Consider the following 13,362-nt stretch of genomic DNA (forward strand, 5'->3'; position numbering starts at 1 on the left):
TAAATCGTGATTAGCGCTTGCAAAGTTGCCTTTTTCTTGCAGACTACGCAACGGGTCCTGAATTTTTATTCTTTGTGGGAATGAAAACTGGAAAATGCTTCTCTCAACACCTGCCTGTCATCAAAATTATGTTTGACGCCCCGAATTTCCTGGTATGTTTCGTGTCCTTTTCCTGCAATTAAAATAATATCTTCCGGATTTGCCTCAGCCACAGCTTTGAAAATTGCTTCGTGGCGGTCAGGAATTACGGTTGTATTTTTGAATTTTAAAGGCGGCACACCTTTCAGCATCTGGTCCAGAATATCCTGCGGCTCTTCATATCTTGGATTATCCGAGGTAAGAATAACACGTGTGCTGAAATTGCAGGCAATTTCGGCCATTTTTGGTCTTTTGGTAACATCACGATTTCCGCCACAGCCAACGATGGTGATCACCTGTTCATTACCGTTACGAAGATGCGCGATCGTTTGCAAAACATTTTCCAGAGCATCCGGTGTATGCGCATAATCCACAATCCCAACGATGTTATCCACAGAATGGATTTGTTCAAATCGTCCGGGCGGACTGTTCAGGTTGGAAAGGGCAGTAAGCACCTCTTCCGGCGACTCACCCAAAGCTACGGCTGCTCCGTATACCGAAAGCAAATTATAACCGTTAAACCTGCCAATCACACGGAACCAGACTTCCTGATTATTAATTTCCATGTGCATACCCGTAAGCGTATCCGAGAGAATTTTTCCGTTGTAAGTAGCCAGCGTTTGCAGGGAATAAGTTTCAATCCTCGCTTTGGTATTTTGAACCATTACTGAACCGCGGCGATCATCAATATTTACCAAGGCAAAAGCGCTTTTAGGCAACTGATCGAAAAAGCCTTTTTTTGCTGCAATATAGTTGTCAAACGTTTTGTGAAAATCCAGGTGATCGTGGGTAATATTTGTAAAAATACCTCCTGCAAAATGTAACCCTGTGATGCGATGCTGCGCCACCGCATGGGAGCTCACCTCCATAAAAACATGTGAACAGCCTTTTTCATGCATCAATGCTAAAAGTTCGTTAAGCGCAACTGCATCAGGCGTGGTATGCGTGGAAGGAATAACTTCGTCCTCGATCTGATTCTGAACAGTTGACAACATGCCGCAGCGATAACCCAGCGCCCTGAAAAGCTGGAATAAAAAAGTTGCGACAGATGTTTTACCATTTGTACCGGTTACACCAACTAACGTTAATTTTTTCGAAGGCTGATTGTAAAAAGAAGCTGCAATAAAACCCATCGCAGCCGCTGAATCCTGAACCTGAATGTAGGTTATTCCATCTCGCAGCTGCGCCGGTAATTCTTCACAAAGGATCGCTGAAGTGCCAAGGTCGGACGCAGTTTCAATATACTGATGTCCGTCCGTCTGCGTGCCTCGAAGCGCGACAAATAAACTTCCTGGCAGAACGCGCCTTGAATCAATGATTATTTTATTGACGCTGACATTTTCTGATCCGTGTACCGTTACGCCAGCGATTCCACTGATTAAGCTATGAATTGGTTTTTGAATAATTTCCATAAATGGATTTACTGTAATGTTAACAGGATCGTTTTAAGTCCGCTTTTGTTTGTGCCGGGAGGAAGAGATTGTTCCACAACTTTTCCGGAACCTTTAAAAGTAACTTTGAAACCCTTATTTTCAAGAATGAATAACGCGTCGCGCATCGGCATTCCTTGCAGATCTGGGACATCTTTTGACTGGATATCACGCGATTTCCAATTGGTTTTTCCTTTTCCAACGATCGAGCCGGAAAGATATTCCGTTTCTTGTTCCGTAACAGGAGTTAATTTCAGGTAATCGCTGATCACCTTCAGATCCGAAGTTCTGCCCGCCCATTTCACTGGTTTTTCCTCTCCGTGGGTTGTGTCCTTCGCCATTTTTTGAATGCTAACGTCATACGCATAAATTCGGTCAGCTACTTCTTTAAAAACCGGAGCGGCAACACTTCCCGCATAGAGCTGATAATTTTCCTTGGCACCACGAGGCGTATCAATGATCACGATGCAGCTGTATTTCGGATTATTTGCAGGAAAGTAACCGGCAAATGAAGTGTAATATTTACCTGCCGTATGAATTCCATTGATCAATTTCTGCGCAGTTCCTGTTTTTCCTGCAATTTTATAGAGATCCGTCCTGATATTTTTCGCTGAACCGTGTTCTACAACACCTTCCAGCATACTCTTAATTTTTCGTAAAGTTTCAGGGGAACAAATCGGCTTTTCGGAGACGTAAGGCGGGATTTTATCTTCCACTTTTTCAGCGCTTCTCACTTCTTTCACCACCATAGGCCGGACCCAGTAGCCATCATTTGCAACGGCATTATACAAGGCAAGTGTTTGCAGCGGCGTCATTCGCATTTCATAGCCATAAGACATGAAAGTGAGCGAATAATTATTCCATTGTTTCGAAGACCGGTCTTTAATGTAAGGCGGATTCTCACCTTTCATGTGAATTCCTGTCGGCTCGGTCACGTGAAATTGTTTGAGATAATTTAGATACGTATCAGGTTTTGAGAAAAAATACCGCTGCATAAGCAAATGCACACCAATATTTGACGATTTTTCAAAAACCTGAGCAGCTGTCAATACACCATGTCCGCCTCGTTTTGAATCGTTGATAGAAAGTCCACGAAAACGAACAGAGCCTGTTCCCGTATTGACAGTTACCTGATTCGGATTCATTTTTGTTTCTTCCAAAAGCGCCATCATCGTTGGCAGCTTAAATGTCGAACCGGGGTCGGTACTTCCCGCCAAGGCATAATTAAAAACCTCTTCGTATTTATTATCCGCCCGTTTTGTAAGGTTTGCCATTGCCCTGATTTCGCCCGTTGCAACTTCCATAATAACAACACAGCCGAACTCGGCGTTAGCTTCTGTAAGTTTTCTGCGCAGCGCAATTTCAGCCATATCCTGGTAGTTCATGTCCAGGGTTGTGTAAATATCCTTCCCGGTTTCCGGCTGAATATTAAGTGCATCACCGACTGGAATTTTAATTCCACCTTCGACCTGTTCCACAAGATTGACTCCTTCTTTGCCTTCAAGGTCCTTATCAAAACTGGCTTCAACACCGATATAACCGCGTCCGCTTTTAGGATCAGTGCCACCGATTGTGCGGTCAGCCATTGGACTGAATGGTTTATAGCGTTTGTAGATCATTTCGAATTTTCCACCTCCGCCCTTCTTTTCTTTTGCAAAAAAAGGCCATTCTTTAACTTTTTCTCTTTCAAGATATCCGATCTCTTTATTTTTTAACCTTAGATAGCGTTTGTTTTTGCTGACACGATAGCGAAGTATTTTACTTTTATAGCCATCAAAAGTATTTTCACCGAAGTTTTTTACAAGCAAACTGGCCAGCTGATCAATATTGTTGTAGAAGTATGTAGAATCGGCAACTTTTGTATCAAAGCCTACATAATAATATGGCAGTGAGGTCGCGAGCAGACTGCCGTCATTTGAAAAAATACTTCCGCGCATCGCCGGAATCGTATCCAGTTTCAAATCATTTTTTACAGCATATTCCGACCAGGTTTTGCCTTTATGTGAAGCATAATACTGGACATGTATAAGTTTAAAAAAAACCATTATCGCAAATACAAACAAAACCAAAGCAACCATACGTGCTCTGGTAATCAATGCTTTCTTATTATTTTGGCCGCTATCTATATCGCTTTTCATGGGGGCTGGTCAATAAACAGAGATTAAAATTTTACTCTTCTTTTTTGAGAACAATCTTTTTCGGCGGATTAAGATTTTCTTCCAATCCGTCGGGCTTCACTTTTTCAATCACCACAGACTGCTTTCCGCTCTTCATATATTCGGCCTGGATCGAAGTATATTCCGCCCGTAAATCATCGACCTCTTTTTTTAATTTGATACTATTTCTGACATATTCCTCAGACTGAAACCCAATTCTTTCGTAAACTACCAAAAGAATTACGATCCAACCGAAATAGTAAAAGTATTTCACCGGAACCCTTTCTTCCTGACCCGGTACCTTATCCCCGAAAATTTTGTCAAGAGGTAAAAATCGGTTCAGCCAGTTGAATAAACTGTATTCACGTGGCGGTTTTGGTGGCTTTTCTGGTGCTATTTTCGGTCTTCGTTTATTTTCAGCCATGTTTTTTTGCCACAGAATATGTTATCAAAAATCATTTATTACAATTTCATTTTTATCAATTGGATTGATAGGTATTCTTCTTTGGGTCTACAATTTATATCGGCAATGTCACCCCTTGGGGTTTAAAGTAGCCGGTTTTGCTGATTTCTCTATAATACTTCCATCCCTACGGGATTGATAGCGCTTCGTAACTATTTCGTCAAAATCACGAAGGGATGATAGTATTATAGAAAAACGTAATAAAAAGCTTCTTTGGTTTGCCATTTATCGGTCATGTCACCCCTTCGGGGTTCAAAGTAGCCGGTTTTGCTGATTTCTCTATAATACTTCCATCCTTACGGGATTGAATAACGCTTCGTAACTATTTCGTCAAAATCACGAAGGGATGGTAGTATTTTGGAAAAACGTAATAAAAAACTTCTTTGGTTTACCATTTATCGGTCATGTCACCCCTTCGGGGTTTAAAGTAGCCGATTTTGCTGATTTCTCTATAATACTTCCATCCCTACGGGATTGAATAGCGCTTTTTAAATATTTCATCAAAACCCCGAAGGGATGATCATATTGTAGAAAAACGTAATAGAATTCTTCTTTGTGTTTACCATTTATCGGCAATGTCACCCCCTCGGGGTTTAAAGTAGCCGATTTTGCTGATTTCTCTATAATACTGCCATCCCTACGGGATTGAATAACGCTTCGTAACTATTTCGCCAAAATCCCGAAGGGATGACAGTATTATAGAAAAACGTAATAAAATACGAATTTAAAACCCGGAACGGGTGGCAGAAGGCCGCTGCAAGTCGATTATTCCGGCTTTTCCGCAATTCTCAATTTTGCACTTCTGGCACGGGGATTTCTTTTCACTTCTTCTTCCGTCGCTTCAATTGGCTTCCTCGTGATACTTTTTAATGGCTTGATTTCATTACCATAAAAATCTTTCTCAACTTCCCCGTCAAATTTTCCTTTTTGAATAAAATTTTTGACCGGCCTGTCTTCCAGAGAATGATAGGACATCACTACCAATCTTCCTCCCGGATTCAAAACTTCGGGTACCTGGGTTAAAAACTCTTCCAGCACCTTCATTTCATCATTCACTTCAATTCGCAAAGCCTGGAAAACCTGGGCGAAATATTTGTTCTCGCGATGTTTCGGCGCATAACGCATCAAAATTCCTTTCAGATCATCAACCGTTTCAATGGGTGCATTATGGCGCGCTGAAAAAATAGCTTCCGCAGCTGTACGCGCATTCGTCACTTCACCGTAGCGGCTTAAAATCGATTGAAGTTCAGTCGCAGAACGAACATTCAAAACTTCACGAGCCGTTTTTTCATTATTCGGGTTCATACGCATATCAAGATCGGCTTGAAAACGCGTCGAAAAACCCCGCTCCGGCGTGTTGATCTGGTGTGATGAAACGCCCAGATCGGCCAGTATTCCGTCAACCTTTTCTGCTTTATGCAGTTTAAGGTATCGTTTTATATGTCTGAAATTGGCTGCTATGAATGTAAATCTAGGATCGTCTTTCCATTGTTTAGCATTGGCAACCGCATCCGGATCCTGGTCAAAAACCAAAAGTCGCCCGGTTGTTAATTTTTCTAAAATAGCCCGCGAATGTCCTCCACCGCCAAACGTAACATCAACGTAGATGCCGTCGGGACGAATATTCAAACCATCCAGGCACTCGGACAGCATTACGGGTTCATGATATGTACTTGGAAAATCCATTTATTAAAAGCAACGTAGATAGGAACTATTTCTTGCCATGAGGCCGTTACAAACTTAGCAATTTTCAATGGTACGAATTGCCCATCGGTAGGGATTTAATTTTTTTTGGACACCTGTAATTCTACATCAATAAATTGAATATGAGAGCAATAAAATTAATAATTGCATTATTTATCACAGTTGGCTTTTTAAGCTGCCAATCTTCGTCTGACAAAAGCCTGAAACCAGGAACCTGGCGAGCCACGCTGACGAGAGATGGACAGACTCTTCCGGTAATTCTGGATATAGCTGAAAATCCTGATGGTAAGACTTATACGGTTTATTCTGTAAATGCAGGTGAGCGCCTCAAAATGGATACTGCTTACTTTGAAAAAGATTCACTACATATTCCGATGCAGCTTTTTGATTCTGAAATAACAGCGGCTGTTGATGGAGAAAAATTAACTGGAGTATATAAAAGACTGGATGGAGATAAGGTGACGGGCTCACTTCCGTTCAACGCTACATTTGGCGCTGATTATCGTTTTTTCAAAGAGGAAGCGGTTGAAGGTGTGAAAAATGTGACGGGTAAATATGCAACCATCTTCAAAAACGAGGTGACCAAAGACTCTACGGAAGCAGTCGGAAGTTTCACTCAAAAAGGAAGTATTGTTGAGGGTTCGTTTTTAACGCCCACCGGAGACTACCGTTATTTGTCAGGAAACGTAAAAGGCGATAGTTTGTATTTATCAACTTTTGATGGATCCAACGCTTATCTGATTAAAGCAGCAATTTTGAAAGATGGCGTTTTAAAAGGCTCGATGTGGTCCGGTATTAAAGGATATAAAACGTTCACTTCTATCCTGAATGAAAACGCAAAACTTCCTGACGCTACAAAATTGACATATCTGAAACCTGGCTCTGAAACGGTGGACTTTACATTTCCTGATGCAGACGGAAAACCATTATCGCTGAAAGATCCACGTTTTAAAGGCAAACCGGTTATTATCCAGATCATGGGTTCCTGGTGTCCGAACTGTATGGACGAGACAAATTTCCTGGCTCCCTGGTATACGAAAAATAAATCGAGAGGTGTGGAAATTGTCGGACTTGCTTTTGAGCATTCGGATGATCTGGCAGTATCTGCTCCGAAGCTGAAAAGAATGGAAAGCCGGTTTGGAATTGAATACCCGGTTTTGCTGGCCGGGACAAATACCAATGAAGCTACGGCGAAAGCATTGCCGATGCTGAATAAGGTTATGTCTTATCCAACAACAATTTTCATCGATAAAAAAGGAAAAGTTCGGGAAATTCACACCGGATTTTCGGGTCCGGGAACGGGTAAATATTATGATGAATTCGTTGCGGATTTCAACCAGCTTATGGACAAACTGATCAGCGAAAAATAAATAAAATCTGCGCACCGGATACAAAATGTGTCCGGTGCGTTTTTTTTGGAACAAAATTAGTATGCTTGCATAATATTAATTTCATTTCTTACATTTGTGTACAGACATCACTGACACCCTACCAAGAGAAAAGATGCGCAAGGAAAAGACGATAGATTTTCAGATCAAGTGGGCGTGGCATTCTATTTCGCGAATGTACAATGCCTATGCTGCCCGTTTCGATACGACAATGGCAGTTGGTTATGTACTATTGAATATTGATTTGGAGCATGGTACACCGGCTACAAAAATAGCACCGCTGCTGGGTATGGAACCCAGAAGTCTGGTTCGTATGCTTAAAAATCTGGAAGAGAAAGGACTGATCCGCCGCGAGGTTGACGACAGCGACAAGCGATTTGTAAGAATTGTGCTGACTGATCTTGGAAAGGAAAAAAGAGAGCTTTCGAGAGAAGGTGTACTGTCTTTCAACACGATGATCCGCGATAAAATACCTCTGGAAAAGCTAGTTGTTTTTTTTGATGTGATTAAAGATATAAACCGGTTGGTTGAGGAAGAAAATCAAAAACTCAAAGCCGGAGAAATAACAGAAGAATTTTAAATCCCTGACTATTCGTTTGGGCAATCTGCCAAAAGCTAATAGCCAACAGCTAAAACCTTGATAAAATAATGAATCGTTCTATTCGTAAAGTTGCCGTTTTAGGCTCCGGTATTATGGGATCGCGGATTGCGTGCCATTTTGCCAATATTGGTGTAGAAGTGTTGCTTCTGGACATTGTTCCAAAAGAAGCCAGCGATGCAGAAAAAGGAAAAGGTTTAACCACCGATCATCCCGCCGTCCGTAACAGGATTGTGAATGATTCTTTTCAACAAACATTAAAAGCAACGCCAGCCGCCCTATATAACCCTGCCTTTGCCTCGCGCATAAAACTGGGGAACTTCGATGATAACCTGAAAGATATTAAAGATTACGACTGGGTTATTGAAGTGGTTGTTGAGCGGCTTGATATTAAAAAGAGTTTATATGAAAAAGTAGATGCGCTTCGGAAACCCGGAACGCTGATCACTTCCAATACTTCCGGAATACCAATCCATCTGATGGCAGAAGGGCGTAGTGAAGATTTTAAAAAACATTTCTGCGGAACACACTTTTTTAATCCTCCGCGCTATTTGCGGTTACTGGAAATTATTCCAACACCAGAGACAGACTTGTCTGTCAATGACTTTTTGATGCACTATGGCGATTTGTTTTTGGGTAAAACCACTGTGCTTTGTAAGGATACCCCGGGTTTTATCGCAAACAGACTGGGGATTTTTGCTTTAATACAGACGATTCGTGTGGCTGAGGAAATGGGTTTGTCTGTGGATGAAGTTGATAAGTTAACAGGTCCGGTTGTAGGGCGGCCAAAGTCGGGGACCTATCGTTTGTCGGATGTCGTTGGGCTGGATACTACTGTTCATGTAGCCAATAATTTATATGCTTCCGGAGAAGGCACGGATGAATCTCGTGACGCTTTCAAACTGCCGGTTATCATGCAAAAATTATATGATAACAAATGGCTGGGAGATAAAACCGGACAAGGATTTTACAAGAAAATCAAAGACGATAAGGGTAAGTCAGTAATTCTAGCACTCGATTTTGAAACGCTGGATTATAAGCCTTCTGAAAAAGTAAAATTCGCAACGCTGGAAGGAACAAAGGCGATTGGTGATGTTGCGAAACGTTTTAGTGTGCTTCTGGCTGGAACGGATAAGGCAGGCGAATTTTATAGAAAGACTTTTTCGGATTGTTTTAAGTATGCGACTTTCCGCATTCCTGAAATTTCGGACGAAATTTTCAGAATCGATCAGGCAATCTGTGCTGGTTTTGGATGGCAGCTGGGTTTGTTTGAAACCTGGGACGCTGTTGGTGTGAAAGAAATGCTTGGCATCATGGAAGCGCTGAATGCAAAACCGGCACCGTGGGTTTATGAAATGCTCGAAGCGGGAAACAGCTCGTTTTATAAGGTTGAAAATGGGAAAAAATTTTATTATGATATTACTTCGAAATCATACAAAGTAATTCCTGGTCAGGATAGTTTTATTATTTTAAGCAACCTGACAAATAACATTGTCTGGAAAAACGCCGGCGCGAACTTGTATGACATTGGGGATGGAATTCTGAATCTGGAATTTAAATCCAAAATGAATACCATGGGTTCAGAAGTGATCGAAGGAATCCAGAAAAGTATCAGTCTTGCGGAAAAGGAATACCGCGGACTTGTGATCGGTAATGAGTCGAGCGAGGCATTTTCGGCCGGAGCAAATCTTGCCATGTTGTTTATGTTCGCCATCGAGCAGGAATTCGATGAGATCAATATGGTTATCGCGCAGTTCCAGCAAACAATGATGCGAGCGCGTTATTCATCAATCCCGGTTGTTACGGCGCCTCATTCGCTTGCTTTGGGTGGAGGATGTGAACTTAATCTTCACGCGGATAAAGTCGTTGCGCATGCTGAAACTTATATGGGATTGGTAGAATTTGGCGTAGGAATTATCCCGGCCGGCGGTGGTACAAAAGAGATGGCTCTTCGTTGTTCTGATATGTATCAGGCGGGAGATACAGAATTGAATATTCTTCAGACTGCCTTTATGAACATCGCGCAGGCGAAGGTTTCGACTTCTGCGCATGATGCCAGAGCTATGAATTATTTGCAGGAAAAAGACCAGATTGTCCTCAACCGAAGCCGTCTGATTGCTGAGGCAAAACAGGCTGCGATTGATCTTGCTGATAACGGATATACCCAGCCAAAACAGCGGAATGATATAAAAGTGCAGGGGAAAGCCGGTATGGCTCTATTCATGACTGGAATTGCGCAGATGAAAATCGCTAATTATATCAGCGAGCACGATGCGAAAATTGCAAACAAGCTGGCATACGTTATCAACGGTGGAGACCTGAGTTATCCACAACTTGTCACAGAACAATACCTGCTTGACCTGGAAAGAGAAGCTTTCCTGTCTCTTTGTGGAGAAAAGAAAACGCTCGAAAGAATGCAGGGATTATTGAACGGAGGAAAACCTCCAAGAAATTAAATCAGGATAACCAACGGGTTGGACTGCCGGTTTTATCGAAAAGCGTATTCGAAATCTGGCCGAGGCGAATATTTGTGTCGTTTTCGAATGAAAGATCATTCAGGATCAGCAGGACCTCGTCTTTTGTAACTTTCCTATATTTGGGATTCATCGTCCCGCCAAACTCACCCGGAATTGCTTGTGGATTCCACTGAAAATGTGGATCTACAAGGCTTCCTCTGGGAGCCATAATGGGTGGAGGCGTGGCGCTTCCACGAAAATCCAGAACGGCAGGGTGATCGAGGCCGAGGCTATGACCAAATTCATGTGCGGCGGTTGTCGAAGTCCCAAGATTGTCTGTCGTGAGCCAATGTCCGACATTATCACCCAAACCATACCCCATAAAAGACCGGGTGATATGATTTTCATTTTCAATCCGGATATAATTATTTCTAAAATTCAGGTTTACGGCAGCTCTGAGCATTGCTTCACCAGTTGAAATAATTTTATAGGTAATATTGAATACAACCATTACTTGGTCGCCGCTAAGATTAACAAATGCTTCCGGTTCATTATACATCCGGTTGATTTCTTCAATAACAGCGATTCCAATATCGTCCGTGGCTTCTGAGCCATACAAGTACAATTTTGAAGCAATTTCAATCTGACGTTTTTCGATTTGTAAAGTTGCGATAGCGGCCATAATGTGTGTGTATGATGAGAATCTGAATTTAATATTTGTATTTATTACAAATTAGTTTGAAAAGTCTATAAATTAGTAGAGTAAGCAGATTATTTTATAAAATTGTACCCAACAAACAGCTTCATTGAAATCAGACGTTCTGATATACAATTCAATAAGTGAATAAAAACTGAATAATTTTTGTTACAAAAGATGAATGGTTCAGTTTAGCAGATGAATTATATGGATGATATAGCATTATCAGGCCCATGTAATAGTATTGGTGAATTTCAGTATACTTATCAACAATGATATCAAAAAAAGCAAAATACGCCCTTAAAGCGCTTAAAGTTTTGGCGGAACAGTTCGGAAAAGGCCCGGTGCTGATTTCGTATATTGCAGAAAAAGAAAGAATTCCGAAGAAGTTTCTTGAAGCGATTTTGCTTGATTTACGAAATAATGGAGTACTTCAAAGTCAGAAAGGAAAAGGAGGCGGTTACCTTTTAAGAATACCCCCAGGCGAAGTAAGTTTTTCAAAAGTTCTCAGAATTATTGACGGACCTATTGCGCCCGCGCTTTGCGTTTCAATGTTTTTCTACGGGAAATGTGATGACTGCAAAGATGAGGAAACATGCAGCCTGCGTACTGTTTTGGAAAGATGGAGAGATGCAAACCTTGCTGTTTTAGATCAGACAACGCTCAACGATTTATTGCTGCAAGGAGCGGGAGAGCATTTGCTTGCTGAGTAACGAGCCTGTCTTTTCGTACATAAAGCGTGACATCGTCAATCGTTGACACCAAAGTATAATGCTGGCGAACAAAGTCAGCCACCGCAGGGAAATTATTGATTCCCTGCGTTTTTTTATCCTGCACCCATAGGCTGTATATGCCCACAGCATCAAGAATCACTGCTGGTTTTGTCCTTTTTAAATCGCTCACATAACGAGCCAGATACTTTTCCTGCATGGGATGTTTAAAAATCGATCGCTCTGAATGGTTTTCAGCTGTTCCCTGAGCAAGTTGCGCTTCCACATAATATTTACATTGCCAGCCCCAAACGACCATGTAATCTCCGGGTTTTGTAAATTTCATCAGAGTAGTAACGACCGGACTTTTATCGAGCTTAGTTAACCCATTTACAGATTCAAAAGCGTTCAGACGATGCTCTCGGCGGTAAGATATCGCGTCATTCCCTGCAAACCAAAAAAGCAAAATAATTGGCGCTGCAACAAACCAGTTATTCCGTGTTTTTATACTATAAGCAGCCAGTAAAATCCATGGATAAATACAAAAATTTAAATAATGGATAAAGCTGTTTCCGGATTTAGTTGAGGAGTATATGCCTGTTAAAATGAGTAATATAATCGTAGCGGGAATTATAAAACCGGCTGTCTTTCTATTTTCTGCGGAGTGACGAAACGCGACAAATAGCCCTAAAATGATTGAAATAAGCAGAACCAGCGAATAAACACTAAAATCAGCGCTTAAAGATATCAGTTTTAAAAACTGTGCAGGAATTTCTATAAAACTGCTTCCTCCGGCATAAATCGCATTTCCAAGAATATAAAAATCGATAAAGTCCTGGAAAACATTGTTCGTTAGAATCCAGAGAAATAATAATATTGGAAATGTCAGCCCGCCGACAAGGAGAAAAAGCAGGGGTTTGATTTCACTGGATCTTTGATAAAATTGATCACAAAGCCACAAAGCAGCGAGTACTACAACCATAGCCTGGGGAACGGACTGGAGTTTTGCAAAAGGCATCATTCCGGCTGCAAGACCCAGAAAAAAGGTAACCCATGAGGAAATCTGTCTGTTATCTGAAATTCTGGAAAGCAGCCAGATGGTGAAGGCCAGAAGAAAAACAGGAAGTTGTTCGGAGGAATAATGGACAAAATCATTTTCCTGAGTGAATGCAAGAAAAATAATCGGGGCTGTAAATGCCACGCGCGCAGTCGATTCCCCAAACCATTTTTTCATCGCTGAAAAAATGAAAAGCAAAGCTCCTATACAGCATATCAAGCCCATCACCCTGCCGGAAGTGTAATTGATTTGAAATCCGAATACTTTTGGAATAACCAGAAGATAATTGTCCAAGGGTCCAATCGTTGTTCCATCGACAGAACGCCAGTACACAGGATCCTGGTAAAGTGTTATCGCATGACTGAGCATCTGACTTTCGTCTGCATTGAGTTCCCGGTTAAATACAATAGCCGGCATTCTCATAAATGACAATAAACCTACGCAAAGGATCAGAAAAGCCCAGCCAGGTACTTTTTTGTAAATACTTGCCAGAATAACAATCCCGCCAAGCAGATATCCAAGAAACCAATAAACTGTCGGGGAATTGTCGAATGTAAGCATAAGA

The 13,362-nt window shown here is 41.6% G+C and carries 10 protein-coding genes; 4 read left to right on the top strand and 6 right to left on the bottom strand.

Going from position 1 to position 13,362, the window contains the following annotated elements:
* Nucleotides 1–65: 65 nt before the first annotated feature.
* The 4 genes from L0657_RS14540 to rsmH form a co-directional block, all read right to left on the bottom strand.
* Nucleotides 66–1,550 (bottom strand): UDP-N-acetylmuramoyl-L-alanyl-D-glutamate--2,6-diaminopimelate ligase, encoded by a 1,485-nt coding sequence (locus L0657_RS14540; protein ID WP_255717866.1) that lies wholly within the window; start codon nucleotides 1,548–1,550, stop codon nucleotides 66–68.
* 8 nt (nucleotides 1,551–1,558) lie between these two features.
* Nucleotides 1,559–3,706, bottom strand: coding sequence for a penicillin-binding protein (locus tag L0657_RS14545; RefSeq protein WP_235151529.1), 2,148 nt, complete (start codon nucleotides 3,704–3,706; stop codon nucleotides 1,559–1,561).
* Between the two features lie 31 nt (nucleotides 3,707–3,737).
* On the bottom strand, nucleotides 3,738–4,148 hold the full coding sequence (locus L0657_RS14550) for an FtsL-like putative cell division protein (RefSeq protein ID WP_235151530.1): 411 nt from the start codon (nucleotides 4,146–4,148) through the stop codon (nucleotides 3,738–3,740).
* Between the two features lie 804 nt (nucleotides 4,149–4,952).
* Nucleotides 4,953–5,873, bottom strand: coding sequence for a 16S rRNA (cytosine(1402)-N(4))-methyltransferase RsmH (gene rsmH, locus L0657_RS14555; RefSeq protein WP_235151531.1), 921 nt, complete (start codon nucleotides 5,871–5,873; stop codon nucleotides 4,953–4,955).
* A 140-nt stretch (nucleotides 5,874–6,013) separates the two neighbouring features.
* On the opposite strand from rsmH, the gene L0657_RS14560 reads away from it, so the two are divergent.
* From L0657_RS14560 to L0657_RS14570, 3 genes are all read left to right on the top strand, one after another.
* Complete coding sequence (locus tag L0657_RS14560) at nucleotides 6,014–7,261, top strand: peroxiredoxin (RefSeq protein WP_235151532.1); 1,248 nt, start codon at nucleotides 6,014–6,016, stop codon at nucleotides 7,259–7,261.
* 133 nt (nucleotides 7,262–7,394) lie between these two features.
* Complete coding sequence (locus L0657_RS14565; RefSeq protein WP_235151533.1) at nucleotides 7,395–7,859, top strand: MarR family winged helix-turn-helix transcriptional regulator; 465 nt, start codon at nucleotides 7,395–7,397, stop codon at nucleotides 7,857–7,859.
* 68 nt (nucleotides 7,860–7,927) lie between these two features.
* Entirely contained in the window at nucleotides 7,928–10,333 is a 2,406-nt protein-coding gene (locus tag L0657_RS14570; RefSeq protein WP_235151534.1) for a 3-hydroxyacyl-CoA dehydrogenase/enoyl-CoA hydratase family protein, read from the top strand.
* 1 nt (nucleotide 10,334) lies between these two features.
* Here the strand turns inward: L0657_RS14570 and L0657_RS14575 are convergent, their stop codons facing one another.
* Nucleotides 10,335–11,015: a hypothetical protein gene (locus L0657_RS14575; RefSeq protein WP_235151535.1), complete on the bottom strand. Its 681-nt coding sequence runs from the start codon at nucleotides 11,013–11,015 to the stop codon at nucleotides 10,335–10,337.
* Between the two features lie 287 nt (nucleotides 11,016–11,302).
* Here L0657_RS14575 and L0657_RS14580 point away from each other — a divergent pair, with 287 nt between their 5' ends.
* Nucleotides 11,303–11,743, top strand: coding sequence for an Rrf2 family transcriptional regulator (locus tag L0657_RS14580; RefSeq protein WP_235151536.1), 441 nt, complete (start codon nucleotides 11,303–11,305; stop codon nucleotides 11,741–11,743).
* Here the strand turns inward: L0657_RS14580 and L0657_RS14585 are convergent.
* Entirely contained in the window at nucleotides 11,694–13,358 is a 1,665-nt protein-coding gene (locus L0657_RS14585) for a glycosyltransferase family 39 protein (RefSeq protein ID WP_235151537.1), read from the bottom strand. The two genes, L0657_RS14580 and L0657_RS14585, sit on opposite strands and share 50 nt — an antisense overlap.
* Between the last annotated feature and the right edge of the window lie 4 nt (nucleotides 13,359–13,362).

The sequence above is a fragment of the Dyadobacter sp. CY345 genome, assembly GCF_021502725.1.
In the GTDB taxonomy this organism is placed as follows: domain Bacteria; phylum Bacteroidota; class Bacteroidia; order Cytophagales; family Spirosomataceae; genus Dyadobacter.

Bases quoted from the DNA above. Each gene is read 5' to 3' on its own strand.
- L0657_RS14565 (WP_235151533.1), top strand. From the start codon at position 7,395: ATGCGCAAGGAAAAGACGATAGATTTTCAGATCAAGTGGGCGTGGCAT.
- L0657_RS14540 (WP_255717866.1), bottom strand. From the start codon at position 1,550: ATGGAAATTATTCAAAAACCAATTCATAGCTTAATCAGTGGAATCGCT.
- L0657_RS14575 (WP_235151535.1), bottom strand. From the start codon at position 11,015: ATGGCCGCTATCGCAACTTTACAAATCGAAAAACGTCAGATTGAAATT.
- L0657_RS14550 (WP_235151530.1), bottom strand. From the start codon at position 4,148: ATGGCTGAAAATAAACGAAGACCGAAAATAGCACCAGAAAAGCCACCA.
- L0657_RS14580 (WP_235151536.1), top strand. From the start codon at position 11,303: ATGATATCAAAAAAAGCAAAATACGCCCTTAAAGCGCTTAAAGTTTTG.
- L0657_RS14570 (WP_235151534.1), top strand. From the start codon at position 7,928: ATGAATCGTTCTATTCGTAAAGTTGCCGTTTTAGGCTCCGGTATTATG.
- L0657_RS14585 (WP_235151537.1), bottom strand. From the start codon at position 13,358: ATGCTTACATTCGACAATTCCCCGACAGTTTATTGGTTTCTTGGATAT.
- L0657_RS14545 (WP_235151529.1), bottom strand. From the start codon at position 3,706: ATGAAAAGCGATATAGATAGCGGCCAAAATAATAAGAAAGCATTGATT.
- L0657_RS14560 (WP_235151532.1), top strand. From the start codon at position 6,014: ATGAGAGCAATAAAATTAATAATTGCATTATTTATCACAGTTGGCTTT.
- rsmH (WP_235151531.1), bottom strand. From the start codon at position 5,873: ATGGATTTTCCAAGTACATATCATGAACCCGTAATGCTGTCCGAGTGC.